The sequence below is a fragment of the Leclercia adecarboxylata genome (genome assembly GCF_035787115.1).
Taxonomy (GTDB): domain Bacteria; phylum Pseudomonadota; class Gammaproteobacteria; order Enterobacterales; family Enterobacteriaceae; genus Enterobacter; species Enterobacter adecarboxylatus_E.
Map to the genome: position 1 here is coordinate 884860 of NZ_JALKTL010000001.1, position 19738 is coordinate 904597.

Here is a 19738-nt window from a genome sequence, read left to right on the forward strand (position 1 = left end):
TTGTGGTACACTGCGCGCCTCTTTGACTCCCTGTGGTGCGCTCGTGTCTCAACGTTCCGTCTATTTACCAGAAGAATTTCTGGCACAAATGCGCCAGGCCCTGCCTGACGCCCACTCTCTCGATGCGTTTATCGCCGCCTGTCAGCGTCCGCTGCGCCGCAGCCTGCGCGTCAATACCCTGAAAATCAGCGTGGCGGATTTCCTCACGCTTGTCGCCCCGTATGGCTGGCAGCTCACGCCGGTGCCCTGGTGTGAAGAGGGGTTCTGGATCGAACGTGACGACGAAGAAAGGTTACCGCTGGGCAGCACCGCAGAACATCTGAGCGGGCTGTTTTATATTCAGGAGGCCAGCTCCATGCTGCCGGTCGCCGCGCTCTTTGCCGATAGCAATACACCGAAACGGGTGATGGACGTGGCGGCAGCGCCGGGTTCCAAAACCACCCAGATCGCCGCACGGATGAATAACCAGGGCGCGATCCTCGCCAACGAGTTTTCTGCCAGCCGCGTTAAGGTGCTGCATGCGAACATCAGCCGCTGCGGGATCAGCAACGTGGCCTTAACCCATTTTGATGGCCGGGTATTTGGTGCCGCCCTGCCGGAAGCCTTCGACGCGATCCTGCTGGACGCCCCCTGCTCCGGCGAAGGAGTGGTGCGCAAAGATCCCGACGCGCTGAAGAACTGGTCCGTCGCCAGTAATCTGGAGATCGCCGCCACGCAGCGCGAGCTTATCGACAGCGCCTTTCATGCCCTGCGCCCCGGTGGCACCCTGGTCTATTCCACCTGCACGCTGAACCGCGATGAAAACGAAGCCGTCTGTCTGTGGCTTAAAGATCGGTATCCCGATGCCGTTGAATTCCTGCCGCTGAACGATCTGTTTGCCAGTGCCGGTGACTGCGTCACGCCTGAAGGCTTTCTGCACGTCTTTCCGCACATTTACGACTGTGAAGGCTTTTTCGTGGCACGTCTGCGTAAAACCGCGGCCGTTGCCACGCTGCCCACGCCAAAATTTAAGGTCGGTAATTTCCCTTTCACCCCCCTTAAAACCCGCGAAGCCCAGCAGATCGCTGCCGCCGCCAATCAGGCGGGCCTCTATTGGGGCAATGACCTGCGCCTGTGGCAGCGTGATAAAGAGGTGTGGCTATTCCCGACAGAGATTGAGCCGCTGATCGGCAAAGTGCGCTTCTCCCGTATCGGCCTCCGCCTTGCCGAGACGCACAATAAAGGCTATCGCTGGCAGCATGAAGCGGTGATCGCGCTGGCAGGCGAGCGCAACACCTTTGCTTTAACCCACCATGAGGCGGAAGAATGGTACCGTGGCCGCGACGTTTACCCTCAGGAAACCCCGTCCGGGGATGACGCAGTCGTAACGTATCAGGGCTTTCCTGTAGGACTGGCAAAAAAAGTGGGTTCACGCCTGAAGAACAGCTACCCACGCGAGCTGGTTCGCGATGGTCGCTTGTTTACCGGTAACGGTGAAGAGTGCTAAAAAAAGCACTTTTTTACTGGCGCATTTGCTCTCCATTGACCAGGCTGAAAAGTGGGCGACTATACTGGTCGTACCAGACCACAGCATGATCCTGGAGAGCATTATGACGAAAACCAATGTGCGCATTGGCGCATTCGAAATCGATGATGCCGAGTTAAGCGGCGATACGCAGGGCGAACGAACGTTAACCATCCCCTGCAAATCCGATCCCGATCTTTGCATGCAGCTCGACGCCTGGGATGCGGACACCAGCGTCCCGGCAATCCTCGATGGCGAACACTCAGTCCTTTACCGTGAGCATTACGATCAAAGTTCCGATGCCTGGATCATGCGCCTTGCCTGATTCAGAGAGAACCCGCCCGCAGGCGGGTTATTTATTCTCATAATCTCCTCTTCCCTGAATCATCCCCTACAATATCAATACGGTAGTAAATGCTGAGGGGCATGATGTACGCACTGGTATTGTTTATTTGTTATCTGGACGCAGGCTGTGAAGATCTGGTGGTGGATGTGTATCGCACCGAACCTCAGTGCGAGGCATCGATGGACGATCAGCGTATCCGTCACGGCGGCTGCTACCCGGTCGAGGACTTTATCGACGGTTTCTGGCGACCGGCGCAGGAGTATTCCGACCTCTAATCACTGCAGCTGCGCCAGGGTCAAGGTGCCGCCAAATACCGCCCCGGTGTCAATATAGTGCAGGTTCTGGCAGTCATAACGTCTCTTGAGCGGCGTATGGCCGAACCAGAAGTGATTCGCCCCGGCAATCGCCTCCTCGCTACCGTTCATTAATTCCCGCAGGCGATCTCTGTCCCACAAGATGCGCTGCTTCTCAACCGGTTTGTTCCGGACATAGTGCGATGACGGATAATCGGCATGGGCAATAACATTCATGCCGTTAGCGCAGGTAATCTCAATAACCCACGGCAGCGTTTCACAACGCCTGAAGAGTTCAAGTGCCTGCTGCTGCTTTTCACCTTTTAATTCAGCGAACCAGTTGCCGCCATTCATCATCCACAGGCCATAATCATTATTATGCAGCGCATCCAGCGCCATCTGTTCGTGATTACCGCGCACGGCATAAAACCACGCTTCATTTAATAACTGCAGGCATTTCACACTATCCGGGCCGCGATCGATTAAATCGCCCACGCAAATAAGTAAATCCTCATACGGATTAAAATGACGCTGCTTAAGCTCCGCCATAAGCATCTGATAACAGCCGTGAAGATCGCTCACCACCCAGACGTGTCGCCAGTTGTGACCATCAAGTTGTAGATACATAGCGCCTCCTCTGGATCAGTATAGCTCCGGCAGAGTATGCCAATAATGCGAACAGCAAAACCGCCGCCCGGAATAACCTCAATCGACATTAAACAAAGCGGAAATAAAGGTTTAGCAACACTTAAATGAGTATCCGATGGCCTTTAAGATAATTACAGAATTAAAAAGAGGTCTCCATCGTGTCAAATACCATCCTGCCTGCTGAGGTGTCTTTAACGCACCGTTCATCTGTCATCATCGCCCTGGCGAAGGGAGATTTGACGCCGGGTCCGTTGTGGCACAAACGTGATTACCGGCTGAAATTTTTCCTGCGCACCTTGCTGTTCTGGTCCTCCACCACCCGCATGCTGGAGGCGCTCTCCCGTCGTGATGATTTTCCGCTATTGCTGACGGCACAAACCACGCTGCCGGTGAAAACCCAGCGCCAGTATCTCACTCGTGGACTAAGTGCCGGTGAGCGGGCCAACGCCATTCTGCACCATTACGCCTGGATTGATGCGCTACCTGACACCAGCCTGATCCGGCTCTTTACCAGCCCGACACCGCATGTATTACTGCAGTTCGCCACCAAAGAGGATGTAAGCTACAGGATCTACGCCACCAGCGCGGTTAAGGCCGAGCGCGAGGGTGAAACTACGCTCTGGCTACGTGCCGGGGATAACACCCTGCTGGCGAGTCTGACCTTTAGCGTCGTTGCTGAAAATGGCCAAAATGCGCTGGTGATTGGCGGCCTGCAGGGGCCGCGTAAAGACGTAGGTCGGGAGACGATCAAAAATGCCACGCGCGCCTGTTATGGCCTGTTTCCAAAACGTATCCTGCTGGAAGCGATCTTCATTCTGGCGAAACAGTCCGGTATCAGCGCCATCTATGGCGTCAGCGATGAAGGCCATGTTTTTCGCGCCCTGCGCTACCGCTTTAGCAAAGGTCGTCATCTGCACGCCAGCTATGACGAATTCTGGAAATCGTTGGGGGCTACGCCGCACGGCGCCTTTCGCTGGGCCCTGCCTGCCGGTATGGAGCGTAAGTCGCTGGAGAGCATCGCCAGTAAAAAACGCGCCGAATATCGCCGTCGTTTTCAGCTGCTTGATGAGATAGAACAGGCCATCAGCGCGCGCTTTTGCTGCTAATAGCTGCTTTCACTGATAACAGGCAAAATTTTAACAAAACCGCTAAAAAGCACTGGACTTCCGCCGGGCGTAGTGTGGTATGGTTTAACGAAGAACAGAGGATGTTGCCCATCTGTTAAAGTCCGCAACGGGAAAATGCGTTTACTTTCAACAGATAAAAAGAGACCGAATACGATTCCTGTTTACGGCTCAACCTCTGTTCTTCGTTATATTTCAACCACTTACCATATAAAACCCACCAAAATAAGCGTTACAACACTTACCATTGCGTCCTTTCAAGATCAAACCGTTACTCACTTATTCGAGTGAGCGACGAGTAAATTTCGTGGGCGCCCTGAGCAACAAATTCACACTATCCTGTCATCTTGCATCACGCTGTTGATGAAGAACGTCACGCGCCCCATCACTTCGATCTCTTCCGCAGCCTCACCTTCGATCGCTTCGCCATCATCCGTGATTAATGCTCTTCCCCTAAGTTTCGCAAACTGCGTTCGACCGCCAATGAGGACCAGCAGGGTCTGTCCCTGCACTAACCGGGTAACTGGCTCGATTAATGCAAACCCGGATGATGTTTCCAGGATGCGGGTATCGATGCCCACACCACAGATGAGTTCTGGCGTCATCCGCTGGGAGGTGTAATCAGCAGCCGGTGAAGGAAAGCCCATTATTGAACCCTCCCCATGTTGCGCAGTATCCAGTAGCGGTTATCGCTATGGTCTGTCGTCTTGTCTGCGAAGTCCGGCTGATAGTATTTTATCCACTCGTTGGCGTCGTCCAGGGTGAAATGATGGTGAACCTTTGCCAGCTCGCGGATAAAGTCTTCTGTGCGTAAGCACCGGTAGCCCTTTGGGTTTTGCTGTACCGCAGCCACAAATGCGGCGCGAATGTCGTTTCTACGGGGCATGATCTGCACTCCTTTTTACTGTTTTTATATACAGTAGTTTTAAAGGAGTGACAGATCAATGCGGCGACACCTATCAATGCTGCCGACAGGAGTTAAACGGCGGCGACAAAATAAACGGCAGTGCAGACCAGCACCGGCACAAGCCAGTCGAGAAGGCTGGGCAAATTCCACACTCGCAAGTCGAAACCACCCCACCACGGCATGTTGGCACGCTTCCCTGCGCCGAACTGTGCGATCCATCGATATTCCGCCTGGGTGTGTTCGCGGGCGATGAACCACATGCAGCCTATCGCGCCGCCTGCGGCCCACATTTCGAACGCTAATCCACAAGTACATTGCAGTAAAACCGCTACCGAAGCGTGATACAGAGGTGATAAATCATGCATGCTCCCTCCCTTGAGTTAACCAATGATCAGGCCGCCTGAAGATGGCGTGTTTTTTGCGATATTAACGCCACCAGTTGCAGTGGCTGCTTTGATAATTGAACCAGTAAAGCACTGAATATCCGTGTTTGCGTCAGTCACGCCCTTTCTGCAGTTGGCAGCATTCAGGTTAATTTCAGAACCCTTCTCAGCGAACACGCCTGCTGATGTTGCGCCAGTCAGATTGGCCCCTGCAGCATCCACAACACCGCCATCAGATCTGATCCCCCTGGTGCAGGTAGTCGCTGTCCCGCCAGCAAATGAAACGCGGCCACCTGAGATAGCGTATACACCATCAACGCAAGTGTTTGCGATGCCACCTTTCGCAGATATTACCCCTCCGTCTTCTGCTACAAATCCGCGATTTGAACCGCTGCAGTTGGCGTTCTTGGCTGACACATAGCTGCCAATAGCATAGACAGCATTGGCTACACACCCTGTAAATGTCGCCCCATCGGCGCACACTGTCGCAGCGCTAAATGCAGAAACCGCAGGCCCGGCACAGCCAGTAATACTTGCATTGCGACAATCCACATTAGAACCGTCAAGCACCCGAATTCCGGTGACCGGCGATGGACATATAAGCCCTGTCAGTATTGCCCTGGAAGCACCATCAATTTGTGCAACATTAGTAGACCCGGTCGCATTACAGGTGTCTCCGTCAATCGTGCTCCCTCTCAGCGCGATAAATGCATCAGTACAGGTTTTAACTGAGGAAACAGCGCATGCAATAACACTCCCACTATCAGCTATGAATCCGGCCACACTATTATCGACTGTGCACTGAATGGCGCTGACCAGTGACCCACGAAGGGCATAAACGCCTGCGTTGACTTCTCCGGCTGCAACAGGAAGCGATCCAGAGTTTGACAGGTTGGAATTATTCGCGTTGACGACGCATGCGTGGCGAGCGTATACAGCATTTGTGGCGCTGTAGCTCAGATCTGAATCAGAAACATCCAGGAACGCAGCGGAAACAGCACGAGCAGCGTGCCTGCCGCAGTGAGTAGCCTTGCTAAATTTGGCAGTCAGTGATGCACCTTCTGTGCTTCGCAGGCCGTATTTTTCAGAATTCGATACGTCTACACGGTCGGCATAAACCTTTGAACTGGACCAGGAAGTAAGCCCAGCCTCAATGGCATGGGTAAAGATGGCGTCAGGGCAGTTGATAATCGCTGCATCGTAAGCAATAGCCCCCTGATATCCTGCAATGCAACCCTTTCCAGGCTTCACAAAAACATTCGACCCACGGAGTGATACGATACCTGAACCATTACGGGTGCCAGCACCATCAGTATATGTGGTCAGATCAACAAGTACGTCCACAACTGGAAAATGACATCCATTATCTGCTCCAAATACAGGGCACCAGGTGGTTCTGTCGCTGAATGGCACAAGAGCCCCGGCGGATACCTTCACATTTGTATCTTCGGACGAGATGGTGAAGTTGCCGTAGTCACCACCGCTCAATACCAGCGGCGCAGTCAATACATGACCAGCCTCAATCAATACAGTAACAGCAACATTCTTTTCTGCTTTAACTAGCGTCACTGCATCCTGCATGGTTGCGACATGAGTTGGCACCTTTATCGTGGTATTGCTGAATATCTCCACGACAAAACCACCCGTCTTTGCTTCCGAAATGGCCCGAGCCAGGTCTCCTGAGTAATCATTTATGGTTGGGTAATCAGCGAGAGCGAGATTTCCATTCCTCATGGTCAGGGGGCGATGAAGCAAATCTGCGCGCAGTGCAGCATCACCCACGCTTAACCATTTTCCTTTCCCCACCCCTCCCGCAGTGTTTGGTGTTGAGTCAGGGGGAACAATTTTTCCAGTAGCACCAAAATCACCATCCCAGCGGTAGTAATCTCCATCCCCATCCGGCAACTTCCAACGCAGCACCTGATTCGGTATTGTTAATGTGGCTCCTGACTGGAATGAGTCTACTGGGATATAGCCATAATTCAGGATCGCCTGGGTTGCATCGTAATTTATGCCAAAGATTGTGCGATGTTTTACACCGAAACGATCGGTGTAAGAGTGGCTATCGCTAGTAACGAACTCATCAATCTTGCCTGCGTTAAATTTCAGGTCGCGCGGCGTTTCACTCGGAACAGGCAAATTTGTAGGTTGAGTGGCCATATTTATTCCATAAAAAAACCCGGCGCAGTGGCCGGGTTGTGAGGATTGAATGGGTATTACTGGTAGACGCTGTCGCTGTACTCAGAGACGGTCAGGGATACCGTGTTATCGCTGTTAGGTTTGATGCTGTTGACGGTCCACAGCTGGCTGTCCAGCTCTTCTACCGTGGCGATCAGGTAGCGCGACGGGAGCTGTACGGTGTCGCCATTCCAGATGTTGAGCTGGATCGCAGGTATTGCCGCAGAGAAGCCGTAAGGCGTGTCGCTGCGCGTCGTTGCCGGGTAACGCAATGTAGGATTGCCCAGGCTGTCGGTGACCAGCACATACATCGCTCCGGAAAAGTTGATCGGCTCGCTGGTATCGAAATTGTTACCGGCGCGCCCGGTGATGTATCCCTGCTGCTGGTTGCTGTCGTAGATGTCCGACATCTGGATAACACTGCCGACCTGGATGATCCCGTCTTCAAACACCCGGGCATTCATCCTGACGCGGGAATACATCAGGCGCCTTGTTTCCCTCAGCGCGCGCTCACGCGCCTGGTACTCGTTACGGAAGCCGACGATCTCCAGTTTGTTGGGGTTCTCTGCCTCCTGCTCGACTATCACCCCGTTCAGTACCCGGTAATTGATGTAGGTCTTGTTGTTCGTGGTCGGATGAACATACGACACCTGCACGCCGTCATAGCCGCCAGGCAAAGTGGCCTCGTACGTGATTTTGTACTCGTCCGTTTTCATGTTGGCCCGGTTGAATACTGCTGCCGGGTAATCGACCTTCTGATCGCGGGTAAACGTCAGCACGCCGTCATCCCAGTACGCCATGACCGACGCGGCATTACAGATGGCACGCACCCGGTCACCAAGCGAGTCGTTCTCGTCATCAAAGGTGTAATCGAACTGACCAAGTCGGTCATCCGCCAGGCCTTCGGCGATCGCATACAGGCCGTACAGGTCAATATTGCTTTCCGGCTGCGCGCCCATAACGAGCCAGGTATGGGCCACCGCATCGGCGAATGAGCGCGACGGCCGCAGCGTGTAATCCACCGCCTGCGTCGCCAGGTCATAGGTGATCGTGTGGCGCGTGACCAGCGCGTTGTATTTGCGTTCCCGGCTGCCCAGGGCGTTCTCGGTCGCCCTCACCTTCACGCGCACTAAGGTGTCGGTCGGATGAACCACGTTCGTGCGGATGTTGATAGCGTGAATTTCCTCCACCTTCAGCACCGATGCGTCACTGGCGTTGTCGGTACGCTGGAAGCTGATCGCATACTTCCCGAAACCGGCAGCAGGTGTAAGTTTGTCGGTGCGGTAGAATACCTCACTGGTATGGTCATGCGGCGTGCCCTGGTAATAGGTGAACGTCTCCGTGGTGCCCGGGATCTGGTTGTAATCGTCGTCGATTTTCCAGATGACCACTTTCCAGTTGGTTTGTTTATTCCCTCCCAGGCTGGACTGGGTATGCAGCCACAGCTCAGTGGACTCCACCGGGGAGAAGAACGGGCCGACTATCAACGCCTCATTGTCATTCAGGATAAAAGTGGTCGTGTTGATTGTCGCCGTCGCTGGCACGTCAGAAGGTCCCTGCAAATCACTCATGGTGAACGTATACCAGGTGACCGGGTCTACTACCGCGCCGTCATTGGTTTCTACCGCCGAGATCAACGTACCGGAGAACGGCACATCTTTTGTCACGCTGCCAGAAGCTGTAGCGTAGGTCACGTTGATAGTAAACGTTACAGCGTGTGGAAGTACCAAATCCATGAAGTAGTCGAATTCTGCCTGCTTCAGGATCTGCATGGCTATCTGTCCACCTGAATACGTGCCGCTCACGATAGTATTGGCGGTAGCCGTTTCGACCGGGAAGTCGTCAGCATCGTTCTGGCCCGGGACTTCCTGTCCATCCACATCGTCAAAGCCATATCCCTCGACAATTTGCGGGATGACTTCACCCGGTTGATAGAACTGATATTCCGCGCCAGCCAGCGAGCCCAAGCTTGATTCTGAATAGCGCACTGACTCGTAGCTATAGCGGCCGATGCCGACGCACATCCACTCGGTGACGTATTTCAGGCCGCCGTCAAAATCATCCTGCCTGATGTACTCGAATACCGATTCCTGAATCAGATCCGGGAACGAACGCACCTGGCCGTAAATGTCCGGCTTCGCCTTGTAAACGCGGGCTGTGTTGGTCTGCCCTGTCAGGCTGTTGTTCGGTGAATCAACGGTGTTGCCGCCGGTATTCGCGATGGCCGGCTTCGGCGCCAGGAAAGAAAACACCTGACCTACTACTTTGAAGATCGGGCTCAGGATGTCGCCGATAATGCCCTTTGGCTGGTCGAAAAGCTGGATAACGTCCAGCTCGCTCAGTTCGAAATCCAGCTCATCGTCATCACCGAGCGTAACGCCGTTGCGTACGATGAGCAGATCCCGATGCAGGTTGCTGTCATTCTCTGTAAGCCAGGCATAAAAAAGGGTGCCGCTTGGCACCCTGTATCGTTCTTTTGGCGTTCCTGGGAAACGCTGCAGCTCAATCAGAGCCATATTCGAAATACTCCACTCTGGTGAATGCACGCTGGATAACCAGCAACGAGTCCATGCGCACACTGCCACCCTCTCCCCGAGCGTGCAGCGCCTGGCGGTTCAGTACCAGGCCGACATGCGCAGGCTGCGCCCCCTGATAGCCGACGAAAATCCCTCCCTCCACCGGCTTATCTACCGACCGCCAGAACGTCACATCACCCTGATAGCAGGTGAAGAAGTCAGCCCCGGCTTCGTAGTCCGGCGTCTGGTGCAGTTCGGTACCGAGGACATGGCGGTAATACAGCACCACCAGACCCCAGCAATCGACCCTGTCTAAAGAGCAGGCCCGGTTAGACCAGGGTACGCCGATCATCTGCTTGATGAAATCAGAGGTACTGCAGGCCGGTGTATTCGACGGGGTCATATAGCCTTCCGATATTGTTATTCAGCGGGTTCGTCATGGATAAGGTGATCGAGGCGCTGTCCGTGTCGATATCGACGGTTTTCACGTACAGCTGCCATGATTTAATCGGGGCCGATACATCAACACTGTCGAATATCTGCCGTGTGGCGGTGATGGCCGTCAGCCGGGCGGCGCCTTTCCACTGCTTCATCAGCGCCTTAACGTCCGTCGATAACCGCCCCAACTTCACCGTCGCGTCGATCACCGGCGTACCGCTTTGCTGGCTCTCTTCGATTTCGAAGCGTGCTGGCGTGTACACCTGGCCGCCAAGTGTCTTTTCGAAGAACTGCTTATTCACCAGGCGAACATAGCCAAACGAGGGGTGATAGAACGTAATGGTGTCGTACAGGCCGCGCGTCGGGCGCTGTTGACGATATTCTCTATATGACGGCATCAGGGAACCCTCGGCAGACTCTCCGGATCCCGACCGTCCGGGTATCCGGTAACGACGATATTCAACAGCGTTGAGGTGTCGATAGGCGTGTAAAGCGCGGCCTGTGAGCTGCCGATTATCATTGCTGATTGTAGCGCCCGGACAACCTTTCGCCCTTTTACATCGTTGATGATGCGATTTAACCCGGCTTTCGATTGCTTAACGCCACGCACTTTGATGCCCATGTTTTTCTCCTGGCAATAAAAAACCCCGCATTTGCGAGGTTTGGTAACATTCAATAGGTGAATCAAAAAGGGAGCATTGCGCGGATTTCAGCGTACCAATGATTAACCACGGGGATGTCCTCTAGGAGCCAGAAACCTAAAATAATCATCGCCATGCCCATTACCATGTGAAAGATAATGCTGAACCAGAATTCAATAGGTTTTTCATCAACGTGAATGTACTCTTTTCGGCTCGTTCCTTTGAATGTTTTGGTATAAACGCCCCTACGACAGTATACAAATGATTGGACCAGGGAGATTGGACCAACTAAAAAGACCGCGCATACCGTGAACCAGTACTGAAACCCCATTACCTGTCATCCCATTGATATTTTGGTCCATTATTACACAGGTTTATCAGATTCCCGTCAGGATGGCGAAATCGTCAGCCACTCGCTCGAACGTGTCGGCGTAGCGGATGACCTGTCGTACCTCATCAGCGCCAGCAGCAACCGGATCGGCGTCGGTAGATTCGCCAATCAGCAGGTAATCACCAGCGTCTGCCAGGGCGTACTCCGTCCAGACGGTGTTCTTCACGATGATTTCAGTGCCCAGGTTACCAATGCGCTTTGATAGCCCGCCCTCATAATCGACCATGATGACTACCGGCGCGTCATAGCCGTTTATGGGGTCGCCGTTCTCGTCCCTGCCGCCTGCACCCTTGCGCCAGATGGTGGCCTTGGCGGTGTAGGACCAGTTTGCAACTGATGACATCAGCCCTCCCTCCAGCGCAGTACCACCGCGCCCGTAGCGCGAATTCGCGGGCAGTTGATGAACCATTCCCCGTCCGATTTAACGTAGCCGGTAGTCTCCCGCCCGGTATTGGTCAGCACCCAGACACGGGTGAATGAACGCGGCAGGCGGACGCTCACAGGTGTCCAAGTCATCCGCAACCCCCGACGACCATAAATAGGCCAACCTTCTGGCCGACATCAATGGGCAGTCCTGACGTACAGCCAGACGTATCCAGTGCCAGCAGAGCATCACGCATGTTGAGCACGTTGTCGCTGTAGTCGAACGAGCGAGAAGCACCCGACGGAGCGCCCTGTGATTTTATGCGCTGGGTAAACGCAGTCAGCACCATCAGCGTGACGGCGTAGGACTGGATGAGCATCAGGTCACATTCGTCGTACCCGGCACCTATCAGGCAGGGCTCAATCTTCGCCAGCTTGCAGAGGTAGGCGTCGATCATGAAGTCAGGAACGGTGGTATAGCCGAGCGCAGATAACTGCTGTTTAACCTGCGCCGCTGTTATCTGCACTATGGCCATGGTTAATTACCTTTGGTTTGCTCATCCAGTTCATCGCGGGATTTGGACGGGTTATCGAACTCACGAAGCCCCATGGTTATTTGCCCTTCTTCTTGCTGGAGGTGCCAGGCTGTTCAGGCTGTTCAGGCTGTTCAGGCTGTTCAGGCTGTTCAGGCTGTTCAGGCTGTTCAGGCTGTTCAGGCTGTTCAGGCTGTTCAGGCTGTTCAGGCTGTTCAGGCTGTTCAGGCTGTTCAGCATAATTCCCGCCTGGCGTGGCGACTTCAAGCTCCTGCTCACCGATTTCACTGACCACTGACACCCGGCCTGCGAACGCTGGCGGGACGGATGCCGCGATGAACTCATGGCCTACAGGCAGTTGCTGGAATACGCCATCGATAGCGCCCCAACAGCCCGGTTTTTCGATTCTTAACTTTTGCATGTTCTCTCCTGAAGAAAAGGGGCCGAAGCCCCTTAACCCTGCGCGTTGAACACTTTTGAGCGACCGTTGAAATCGCGCTTAATCTGCAGACCGACTGCACTCCACACCAGAGTGTTGTAGTTGTCGAACGGATTCTGGCGCGGGATCATGAAGGTACCCACCGGCGCGGCGATGCGCGTCTTGATGTACTGCGAATTGCGCACGTACGCGATGAAGTGGTTACCGGTCAGCTTAAAGGTCTGGTTAACAGACTCGATGCGGCCGTAGCGCAGGATGTACTCCAGCACGGTACCTTCTTTGAAGCCGGCAGCGGAGGAATACGGTTTGCTCATGTTGCGCATGATGTCAGGCGATACCCACACCTTCACCTTTTCCTGCACGTAGTTATCGTCCAGGAGCTTCGCGAACGGGCCGGTGAAGAACGCGACCATCTCGTCAGGGTTGGCGGTGGTCAGGTCGATATTCAGACCGGACACGCTCAGATCCACCTGATTGGTGTTGGCGTGGTTGGTGATACCTGCGCCGACGTAGCCCTTCACCTTCACTTTCGCGTCACCTGACAGCATGTAGTCAGCCATGTCTTCGCGGATGGCCGCAACGTGCGCTTCCTGGTCGTCGGCCATCGCGTCGAGGTTTTCGGACTGCATGCCGTTCCACTCACGCCATTCACGGCTGTAGCCGGTGTTGAAGATAGGGATCGGGTCGCCAGCTTCGTCGTAGATGACTTTATCCAGTTCTTCCGGCACATGGCCAGTCAGGGTGCGATGCACCTTGCCGGCGTCGCTGGAAACGCGATAGAGCGCGGCAGTTTTACCGATAGAAATCGGTGTACCGAGCCCCAGCAGGTCATCCAGCAGACCGTTACCTTCGTCATTGCGGAAAACACGAGTGGTGATGTTGTCCACTTCGCGCCAGTAGTCTTTGGAAATCAGCGCAGCCTGGTTAACTTCAACCGCGCCGCCGTACTGAGCGGAAATGGTGTTCTGATTGATGTTGAAGGCCTGGCGCTGCATCAGCAGCTGATTCCATGCCTGCTTAACCTGGTTGTATTCGGTAACCAGCTTTTTGTTGAAAACGATCATGCTCATGCGGTTGCTTTCCCTGATTTGCGAACTTTCACAAGCTGCGCTTCTGCGCCGACAGTGATTTTCTCGCGTGAGTAGAAGAGGATGTGGTCAGTGTCCGGGGTGGTCGACTTCGCCAGGGTGCCGTCACCGTTGGAGATAAGACCTTCGTTCTCCAGCAGCACTTGCCCAGCTTTAACTCGCATGTGGTAGTCGACATCGTCTTCGCACATGATGGCCGCGCCTGTATCACCTGCTGGCACTGCATCACGGATATCACCACCGCCGATATAGTTGTGCTGCATAGTCAGTGGAACGCCAGTGCCGCCTGCCGTTGCGTGGTAAATCCACTGCCCGGTAGCGTCAAGTTCAACGAGTGAACCCGGGAGGATGGCTACCTTGCAGAGCGCCTCAATGACCTGTGGGTCATTCTTGCGGGCCGGGCCCGCGATTACGGTATGGAAACGAGGAGCGAGTGCCATTATTCAGGTGCCTCCATGGTAAGGATTTCGCTTTGTGCACCGTTACCCTGGAATGCAGGGTTCAGCCCGGTGCTGGTCTGGCATTGTGAGAACATATCGTTCAGCGCTTCGGGGGCCAGAGAGTTGATCGCCGCTTCGGTCATGAACGGGAACTTGGCTTTCACTGCCTGACGCTTCTCGGCGGTGTCTTTCTCCGCATTGGCCTGCAGCTGAGTTTCCAGGTGGCTGAGCTTGTCGGTCAGCGGAGTGAGTGCAGCGTTAACCGCTGCGGTGATTGCATCAGTATTCACCTGATTACCCGCCGGGTCGCCGCCACCGGCTTTCTTCTGCATCTGCTGGTTGTAGGCATCCCAGACCTGATCGTCGGTCAGCCCCTCGGTTGTTACGCCTGCGGCATTGAGCGCGGCGATCATCTTCTGTTTCATCGGGTTTTGTTCTCCGTTGGTTTTGACTTCATACTCAGTGGGTTTGCGCACGACTTCGATGGGCTCACCGACCAGCGTTACCGCGTTGTCATCGATGAGGTATTTCTGCTGGAAGAGTTTCGATCCCTCTTCGTAGATGAATTTGTCCGGCCAGACGGTCACCACATAGCGATAAACATCACTGCCTGACGGCGCGCGGATAGCCTCACGCAGCATCTGGTAGATTTCGTCGAATGAGGCGTCGGAGTTGTGGGTGAGGAAGAGCTTCACCTTGTTCAGTAGTCCGTTTTTTAGGCTGTTCGCCGCATCGATGAGGCTGGCGGTTTCGACCTCGCCCTCCTGCCCGTCAGCGTTCACGAACATGCCAACGCCCTCTTCCGGCGTTCCGGCCCCCGGCTCATCCAGCAGGATGGCGATGTGGTCGAACTGCATGTTGCGGGCGATCCAGGTGTACTTTTTCTCCTTCGACTCGCCCGACTTCTTCTCTTTGTTGGTGAGTAGCCCGGTTGAGAGGTGAATCGGGTCGGTGTTGGTGCCGGCGATCATCTCGTCGAGGCGGTTAATCAGGCGCTTGCCATCAGGCTTCGTCTCAGCAACAGCTTTGTTGATGTAAACGTCCATGACGACCTGATCGCCGGATTTGCTGACGTTTTGCGCCCAGGCACCAACGTGATAAGCGTTGATGGCGCGCGGGTCGTTGGCGCTGACATACTTGCCATCTACCATCGGGTGCGGCAGCGGCATCAGCTTGCCTTCCATCGTCTGGTAGCTGTTGTTAATCTCCTCCGCCGGGTACAGGCCGCCATTCATCACAATGTCATCGACGATCGGGACCGCACCACGAATGACGTAGTGTTCCTGGCCGTTGATGGTAGTCGTTGAGATGTTGGAGGCGTTGATGGCGAGGGATTTAACGTGGATGCTGGATAGCTTCACGTTGCGTCCTCTTTGGTGGATTTCAGGCAATAAAAAAGGCCGCCGTAGCGACCTTTTCTAAGTTAACTCAACCCCCATTGCTCAGGGTTTCTGTATGGTATGTCAGTGATTCTCACCGCGACTAAAACGCTCTCAGAAAATTGCGTTTCGAAAAGATGACATTCTTCTCTAATTTCGCCGTGAAAGTCCCTTTGTCGAAAAGGGTCGTTTAGAATTAAGCCAATTACATCTTCTTCAGCCAACTCGTTTTTGACATTCGTATTTATTTCCAACATCAGTTCATCAAGATTTACCCATGTCGGGCGGTCATGATTCCTGGCATTGGCATTCCAGAGAACATTATAAATTCTCTGACCAATTGTGACTGTATCCATAAAACCTCCAAGCGAGCAATAACCTGGAGATTACAGTAGGAAGCTATGGCTGCCAATCCTTCCTCTCTTTCGCCAGCTTATCCGCCAGCCCTTCGTTGAATATGCTGCCGTCGTCGTTAAGCAACACCGGGATCTGGCTGCAGTAGCAGTTGTACCGGTTCCCGTTCACGGCGTAGAAGTCACGCACCTCTTCGGTGGTGTAGACCCTGCCGTGACGGCTGGCGTGCCAGCTGCGCGTTGTTGGCTTGAGCGCTGACAGCCATAGCAGGCCAGTATTCAGCCCCAGCCGGTCAGCAGCCCAATCCGTTTCGTTCCACTGAGCCTGGCGCAGCGCGCCGACCTGCTCGGTCTGGGCGATGGACTTGGCCCGGCTCATCGACACGTCCAGGCGCTTACTGATGACGCTGGCCGTTTCCCGCGGATTAACCCCGCGCGCAACCGCATCGGTGATGATGCTTGTCAGGTCTGCCCGGGCAGCATCGCTGATCGCCTTCCAGTCGCTGAACGTTGTCAGCCTGGCGGAAGCGATCTGGTTTTGATAACCGGGGCTGCTTAAAAGCTCCTGTAGCGTCGTCTGGCTGGCGTATACCTGCGACTGCTGCGATAGGTTGTTGAACGCTTCCAGCGTACCGCGCTGCGCCTCAGCAACGATGTACCCCATCGCCCATTGATTGTTCTGTCCACCGTCCAGCAGGTAGTCATCCAGGATGCCCTGCACCGCCTCGATCAGCTCCGCCAGTTCCTGCGGGGTCATGTCGTAGATGAACTTCCCGGCGTTTACCTGGTAGAGTCTCTGATCGTCGCCGTTGACGTGACAGAGGAAATGCCAGCTGTGGCTGTTAACCTCTCGCTCTCGCCCGGTCATTCGCTGGTCGAACAGGGCTTTCAGGGCTGACTTAATCGCGTAATACCGGTCCTCGATATCCCGGAACATCGCGGTGACCTGCTTTGCCGAGCGCGTCGGGTCAATCTTGCTGCGCGGAACTATCGGCAGGCCCACCTTCTCCTTCTGTTCGGGTGTCATCGGCCAGTGGATCATCGGTTGTCACCTTATCGTCCGGGTTCGGCGGCTCTTTGGGCGTAGGCAAGGGCTCAAGCCCGATCACCTGCCGCAGTTCGTTGATAGTCACCGGCGCCTCACCGCCATACATGCCCGTGGTTTTCTGGACTACATCGGCCAGTTTGGACATGTTCTCGATTTTCTCTTTCTCACCCGGAGCCAGCAGGTCTGTCCATTGGATGGTCACTTCGCCTTTTGTAGGCGGGTCAATGATGCCCAGCGTCCAGAAGCGCTCCAGCAGAGCGGTGATGCGGTCGGTAAGGAAGCCGTTGCGCCGCGTGTTGCGACGAATCGCCCAGTCCGTTTTGTCCTCATCGCTCGCCAGCCGCCCGGTCTGCTGACCGAACAGGATGGTGAACGGTATTTGCACGGAGGCGGCCAGCTCGTTAGCAGTGACCTCCCACGTCGGGCCCGGGTCGCCTGGTGTTACGCTCAGGACATGCATCTGCCCGGCCTGCATTACGGCAGCCGCGTCGGTGCCGCGGTTCAGCTTGTTGACCTTATCGCCCATGGCCTCGCCGAGGTCGGCATAGCCAGCCTTCTTGGCCTGGTCTGCCAGCGTAACCATGTCGGTTTCTTTGCTGAACTCAACGGCAATTTGTCGACTGGCGTTCTTCAGGAAGCCCTCAGCGCCACCACCGGACACCTTCTCAAGGTCGAGGCCTTTGTTGTAGCCAGCCTCAAGCAATGGGATGCCTGACAGTACATTGTCGTCTTCGGAGCCTTCACAGAACAGAATAACGCGGCTCGGGTGTACTGGCTCTCCGCGCATCGGTCCGACAAACTGCTCATCACCAACAGGTTGCTCGTTGAAGTTGAACATCTTCGGCTGCCCGAACGTTGGTGACTGTCGATCGTTATCCCAGTCAGCCACAGTTAGCTGCGGCTCCCACACCGGGATAAGCTTCACCAGAGCAGATTCGCCTAAAGACTTAACCAGCCTGATATCTACTGGCTCGCTCCATGGCTTATTGTCTTTCACCTGCAGCAGAAGTGCGGAGTAACGCCCCACCATATTTCGGCGATCGACATCCTTCACCTTCGACCACCACTTCTTCATGAACTTGGTGACGCTCTTTTCCCAGGCGTTGGTCTGTTTCGACTCCCGTGTCTCGTCACCATCGACGATAACCGGATAATCTTGCCAGCAACCATCAAGTAAGCGATGCACCACAGCGAATCCGGCGGCATTGCGTCGGTACATGCTGTAGAAGTCGTTGAAGGTGATCGTGCGCGGGTACGCGCCCTCCACCGACTGCTGGAACGCCTCGGCCGGGATAGTTGGATACTCGCGCTTCATGTCATCGCCAAGCGTTTTCTCTTTAGCGTAGTACCAGGCCTTCTGGCGGTCGTTTACGATAACGCCGTGCTTCGCCTCCATCTCATCGAAGTAATCAACCAGACGCTGAGGCAGCGGCTCTACCGGGTCGATTGCGTACTGCGGATTCTTCCACCAGGAGAAGAAGAAAAACTTCCAGTCCAGCGCGGAAAGCGGTTTACCCTGCAGCAACGCTTTTTCTGCCGTCTGGCAGTAATCGAAGAAGTAACCAGCCCGGCCCTCTGCCGTGCTCTCGATGGTGGCGAAGCATCCGGTCGATACCGCTTCAAACGCACCAGTGACGATCTCACGGGCTTTGTCCGGATACTTGGCGCATATCTTACCGAACTCGGAAACGTGCAGATAGCGCAGTGTACCGCCACGAAACGACGTGCTCACGTAGAGCGAACCGCCCTTCTTAAATACCAGCTCGCCAGAAGAGTCGTTACTCGCCGGGTTCGCCGCTCTGATTTCTTTGGGCAGCTTGTCGTACGCATACTTCACCTTTTCGCGGAACAGACGTTTGGCGTCGTTCAGCGTGTGGGCGATCAGCGCGCATTTGGCTGACTCGAACAGGGCAGCATCCAGCTGGATGATACAAACCTCGGTCGTGAAGCCGAGCTGCCGGGCTTTCAGAATGATGTTGCGGGTGTGGATCCCCTCGAAGTATTCCCGCTGCTCAGGCGTCATCCGGAAGCGCGTGGGCTTACCCTCTTTGTCGGTGATCCAGTAGAGATTGTTTAGCCGCCAGTCTTTATCAGCCAGCAGCCTGAGATGCTCAGGTTTCATTACGCCCCCTGAGAGAGCGAATCCATCAGGTCAGACAGTGCGTCAACGACCTTATCTTTTTCGCCTTCGTCCATGCTGTAGGCCTGCCGCTCAAGGCCAATGAGGTTCTTCAACGTCTCGCTCAGGGCCTTCATCGACTTCACGCGATCCGGCATGCTGATGATGGCATGGTAAAGCTCGTTCAGCCGGTCACGCCCGTTCTCGTCGGGATCCAGCATCATCTGGCCCAATGTACGCAGCGCCTCAACGTCTGCGCACTCAGCCTCAAGCTCATCAAACAGCGCGTTCGCCAGCGTCCTCGCCCGGCGGATATCACCCCTATGCTCCATGCGTACCGTGGCAATAACCTCAGCAGTGGCCTCTATCAGTACGCGCTCCGATAAAGCTGTTTCGCTGCGTACCTGTTTGCGTACCTCTGCTTTGCGTACCAGATCGTCGGCGCGTTCTTTCACCTTCGCGTTGAGGTCACGTGACCATTCATCACGCTTGGCTCTCTTACGGATAGCGCCTTCACTGATGCCGTGCTGAGAAGCAATTTCGCGGAGGGACATCACACCGGCCCGGTAAGCCGATTCGATAGCCTCCCAGTCCGGTTTGCTCATAC

Annotated in this window: 22 protein-coding genes and 3 pseudogenes; 4 read left to right on the top strand and 21 right to left on the bottom strand. The window is 54.9% G+C overall.

Annotated elements, in window-relative coordinates; genetic code table 11:
• Positions 1-43: 43 nt before the first annotated feature.
• The 3 genes from rsmF to MXM41_RS04195 all read left to right on the top strand — a co-directional run bounded on the left by rsmF (position 44) and on the right by MXM41_RS04195 (position 2125).
• A complete protein-coding gene (rsmF, locus tag MXM41_RS04185) occupies positions 44-1486 on the top strand; it encodes a 16S rRNA (cytosine(1407)-C(5))-methyltransferase RsmF (RefSeq protein ID WP_325930055.1) in 1443 nt (480 codons plus the stop codon).
• A 103-nt stretch (positions 1487-1589) separates the two neighbouring features.
• The gene (locus tag MXM41_RS04190; protein ID WP_103181101.1) at positions 1590-1829 is read left to right on the top strand and encodes a YebV family protein; all 240 of its coding nucleotides are present in this window, start codon (positions 1590-1592) and stop codon (positions 1827-1829) included.
• A 104-nt stretch (positions 1830-1933) separates the two neighbouring features.
• On the top strand, positions 1934-2125 hold the full coding sequence (locus MXM41_RS04195; RefSeq protein ID WP_039030805.1) for a YebW family protein: 192 nt from the start codon (positions 1934-1936) through the stop codon (positions 2123-2125).
• Here the strand turns inward: MXM41_RS04195 and pphA are convergent, their stop codons facing one another.
• Positions 2126-2770, bottom strand: a complete 645-nt coding sequence (gene pphA / locus MXM41_RS04200; RefSeq protein WP_325930057.1) for a protein-serine/threonine phosphatase — start codon at positions 2768-2770, stop codon at positions 2126-2128.
• Positions 2771-2949: 179 nt separating this feature from the next.
• Between pphA and MXM41_RS04205 the strand changes: the two genes are divergently transcribed.
• Complete coding sequence (locus MXM41_RS04205; protein ID WP_325930058.1) at positions 2950-3897, top strand: VirK/YbjX family protein; 948 nt, start codon at positions 2950-2952, stop codon at positions 3895-3897.
• 347 nt (positions 3898-4244) lie between these two features.
• Here the strand turns inward: MXM41_RS04205 and MXM41_RS04210 are convergent, their stop codons facing one another.
• The 20 genes and pseudogenes from MXM41_RS04210 to MXM41_RS04305 all read right to left on the bottom strand — a co-directional run bounded on the left by MXM41_RS04210 (position 4245) and on the right by MXM41_RS04305 (position 19736).
• Positions 4245-4562: a hypothetical protein gene (locus tag MXM41_RS04210; protein WP_325930059.1), complete on the bottom strand. Its 318-nt coding sequence runs from the start codon at positions 4560-4562 to the stop codon at positions 4245-4247.
• Positions 4562-4801 (bottom strand): hypothetical protein, encoded by a 240-nt coding sequence (locus MXM41_RS04215; RefSeq protein ID WP_325930060.1) that lies wholly within the window; start codon positions 4799-4801, stop codon positions 4562-4564. The genes MXM41_RS04210 and MXM41_RS04215 overlap by 1 nt, the downstream gene beginning before the upstream one ends.
• Before the next feature lie 92 nt (positions 4802-4893).
• Positions 4894-5187 (bottom strand): hypothetical protein, encoded by a 294-nt coding sequence (locus MXM41_RS04220; RefSeq protein WP_325930062.1) that lies wholly within the window; start codon positions 5185-5187, stop codon positions 4894-4896.
• Between the two features lie 15 nt (positions 5188-5202).
• A complete protein-coding gene (locus MXM41_RS04225; protein WP_325930063.1) occupies positions 5203-7365 on the bottom strand; it encodes a hypothetical protein in 2163 nt (720 codons plus the stop codon).
• A 56-nt stretch (positions 7366-7421) separates the two neighbouring features.
• Positions 7422-9899, bottom strand: a complete 2478-nt coding sequence (locus tag MXM41_RS04230) for a host specificity factor TipJ family phage tail protein (RefSeq protein WP_325930064.1) — start codon at positions 9897-9899, stop codon at positions 7422-7424.
• A complete protein-coding gene (locus MXM41_RS04235; RefSeq protein WP_325930851.1) occupies positions 9886-10251 on the bottom strand; it encodes an NlpC/P60 family protein in 366 nt (121 codons plus the stop codon). Before MXM41_RS04235 ends, MXM41_RS04230 begins: the two co-directional genes overlap by 14 nt.
• Before the next feature lie 13 nt (positions 10252-10264).
• On the bottom strand, positions 10265-10735 hold the full coding sequence (locus MXM41_RS04240; RefSeq protein ID WP_325930065.1) for a hypothetical protein: 471 nt from the start codon (positions 10733-10735) through the stop codon (positions 10265-10267).
• Between the two features lie 59 nt (positions 10736-10794).
• Positions 10795-10959, bottom strand: a pseudogene (locus MXM41_RS04245) (HK97 gp10 family phage protein); the annotation flags it as partial.
• A gap of 396 nt (positions 10960-11355) precedes the next feature.
• Positions 11356-11712, bottom strand: a complete 357-nt coding sequence (locus MXM41_RS04250; RefSeq protein ID WP_325930066.1) for a hypothetical protein — start codon at positions 11710-11712, stop codon at positions 11356-11358.
• Positions 11712-11885, bottom strand: coding sequence for a hypothetical protein (locus MXM41_RS04255; RefSeq protein WP_325930067.1), 174 nt, complete (start codon positions 11883-11885; stop codon positions 11712-11714). The genes MXM41_RS04250 and MXM41_RS04255 overlap by 1 nt, the downstream gene beginning before the upstream one ends.
• Positions 11882-12268, bottom strand: coding sequence for a DUF7370 family protein (locus MXM41_RS04260; RefSeq protein WP_312996491.1), 387 nt, complete (start codon positions 12266-12268; stop codon positions 11882-11884). The genes MXM41_RS04255 and MXM41_RS04260 overlap by 4 nt, the downstream gene beginning before the upstream one ends.
• 76 nt (positions 12269-12344) lie before the next feature.
• Positions 12345-12686 (bottom strand): hypothetical protein, encoded by a 342-nt coding sequence (locus MXM41_RS04265; protein ID WP_325930071.1) that lies wholly within the window; start codon positions 12684-12686, stop codon positions 12345-12347.
• Positions 12687-12718: 32 nt separating this feature from the next.
• The gene (locus MXM41_RS04270) at positions 12719-13774 is read right to left on the bottom strand and encodes a major capsid protein (protein ID WP_325930072.1); all 1056 of its coding nucleotides are present in this window, start codon (positions 13772-13774) and stop codon (positions 12719-12721) included.
• The gene (locus MXM41_RS04275; protein ID WP_097759321.1) at positions 13771-14232 is read right to left on the bottom strand and encodes a hypothetical protein; all 462 of its coding nucleotides are present in this window, start codon (positions 14230-14232) and stop codon (positions 13771-13773) included. The genes MXM41_RS04270 and MXM41_RS04275 overlap by 4 nt, the downstream gene beginning before the upstream one ends.
• The gene (locus tag MXM41_RS04280) at positions 14232-15593 is read right to left on the bottom strand and encodes a DUF2213 domain-containing protein (RefSeq protein WP_325930074.1); all 1362 of its coding nucleotides are present in this window, start codon (positions 15591-15593) and stop codon (positions 14232-14234) included. The genes MXM41_RS04275 and MXM41_RS04280 overlap by 1 nt, the downstream gene beginning before the upstream one ends.
• 62 nt (positions 15594-15655) lie before the next feature.
• Entirely contained in the window at positions 15656-15967 is a 312-nt protein-coding gene (locus tag MXM41_RS04285) for a hypothetical protein (RefSeq protein WP_325930076.1), read from the bottom strand.
• 43 nt (positions 15968-16010) lie between these two features.
• Positions 16011-17006: a phage minor head protein gene (locus MXM41_RS04290; protein ID WP_325930078.1), complete on the bottom strand. Its 996-nt coding sequence runs from the start codon at positions 17004-17006 to the stop codon at positions 16011-16013.
• A pseudogene (locus MXM41_RS04295) lies at positions 16933-18276 on the bottom strand (DUF1073 domain-containing protein); the annotation flags it as partial. The pseudogene MXM41_RS04295 and the gene MXM41_RS04290, both read right to left, overlap by 74 nt.
• Positions 18265-19134 (bottom strand): annotated as a pseudogene (locus MXM41_RS04300) (terminase); the annotation flags it as partial. The pseudogenes MXM41_RS04295 and MXM41_RS04300, both read right to left, overlap by 12 nt.
• Positions 19134-19736, bottom strand: a complete 603-nt coding sequence (locus MXM41_RS04305; protein ID WP_325930079.1) for a hypothetical protein — start codon at positions 19734-19736, stop codon at positions 19134-19136. The gene MXM41_RS04305 and the pseudogene MXM41_RS04300, both read right to left, overlap by 1 nt.
• Positions 19737-19738: the final 2 nt, after the last annotated feature.

Excerpts from the sequence above, each read along its gene's own strand:
- MXM41_RS04265 (WP_325930071.1), bottom strand. The coding sequence starts at position 12,686 with ATGCAAAAGTTAAGAATCGAAAAACCGGGCTGTTGGGGCGCTATCGAT.
- MXM41_RS04195 (WP_039030805.1), top strand. The coding sequence starts at position 1,934 with ATGTACGCACTGGTATTGTTTATTTGTTATCTGGACGCAGGCTGTGAA.
- MXM41_RS04250 (WP_325930066.1), bottom strand. The coding sequence starts at position 11,712 with ATGTCATCAGTTGCAAACTGGTCCTACACCGCCAAGGCCACCATCTGG.
- MXM41_RS04235 (WP_325930851.1), bottom strand. The coding sequence starts at position 10,251 with ATGATCGGCGTACCCTGGTCTAACCGGGCCTGCTCTTTAGACAGGGTC.
- MXM41_RS04270 (WP_325930072.1), bottom strand. The coding sequence starts at position 13,774 with ATGAGCATGATCGTTTTCAACAAAAAGCTGGTTACCGAATACAACCAG.
- MXM41_RS04230 (WP_325930064.1), bottom strand. The coding sequence starts at position 9,899 with ATGGCTCTGATTGAGCTGCAGCGTTTCCCAGGAACGCCAAAAGAACGA.
- MXM41_RS04190 (WP_103181101.1), top strand. The coding sequence starts at position 1,590 with ATGACGAAAACCAATGTGCGCATTGGCGCATTCGAAATCGATGATGCC.
- MXM41_RS04225 (WP_325930063.1), bottom strand. The coding sequence starts at position 7,365 with ATGGCCACTCAACCTACAAATTTGCCTGTTCCGAGTGAAACGCCGCGC.
- MXM41_RS04220 (WP_325930062.1), bottom strand. The coding sequence starts at position 5,187 with ATGCATGATTTATCACCTCTGTATCACGCTTCGGTAGCGGTTTTACTG.
- MXM41_RS04305 (WP_325930079.1), bottom strand. The coding sequence starts at position 19,736 with ATGAGCAAACCGGACTGGGAGGCTATCGAATCGGCTTACCGGGCCGGT.
- MXM41_RS04285 (WP_325930076.1), bottom strand. The coding sequence starts at position 15,967 with ATGGATACAGTCACAATTGGTCAGAGAATTTATAATGTTCTCTGGAAT.
- MXM41_RS04210 (WP_325930059.1), bottom strand. The coding sequence starts at position 4,562 with ATGGGCTTTCCTTCACCGGCTGCTGATTACACCTCCCAGCGGATGACG.
- MXM41_RS04240 (WP_325930065.1), bottom strand. The coding sequence starts at position 10,735 with ATGCCGTCATATAGAGAATATCGTCAACAGCGCCCGACGCGCGGCCTG.
- MXM41_RS04215 (WP_325930060.1), bottom strand. The coding sequence starts at position 4,801 with ATGCCCCGTAGAAACGACATTCGCGCCGCATTTGTGGCTGCGGTACAG.
- MXM41_RS04260 (WP_312996491.1), bottom strand. The coding sequence starts at position 12,268 with ATGGCCATAGTGCAGATAACAGCGGCGCAGGTTAAACAGCAGTTATCT.
- pphA (WP_325930057.1), bottom strand. The coding sequence starts at position 2,770 with ATGTATCTACAACTTGATGGTCACAACTGGCGACACGTCTGGGTGGTG.
- MXM41_RS04290 (WP_325930078.1), bottom strand. The coding sequence starts at position 17,006 with ATGATCCACTGGCCGATGACACCCGAACAGAAGGAGAAGGTGGGCCTG.
- MXM41_RS04275 (WP_097759321.1), bottom strand. The coding sequence starts at position 14,232 with ATGGCACTCGCTCCTCGTTTCCATACCGTAATCGCGGGCCCGGCCCGC.
- MXM41_RS04255 (WP_325930067.1), bottom strand. The coding sequence starts at position 11,885 with ATGACTTGGACACCTGTGAGCGTCCGCCTGCCGCGTTCATTCACCCGT.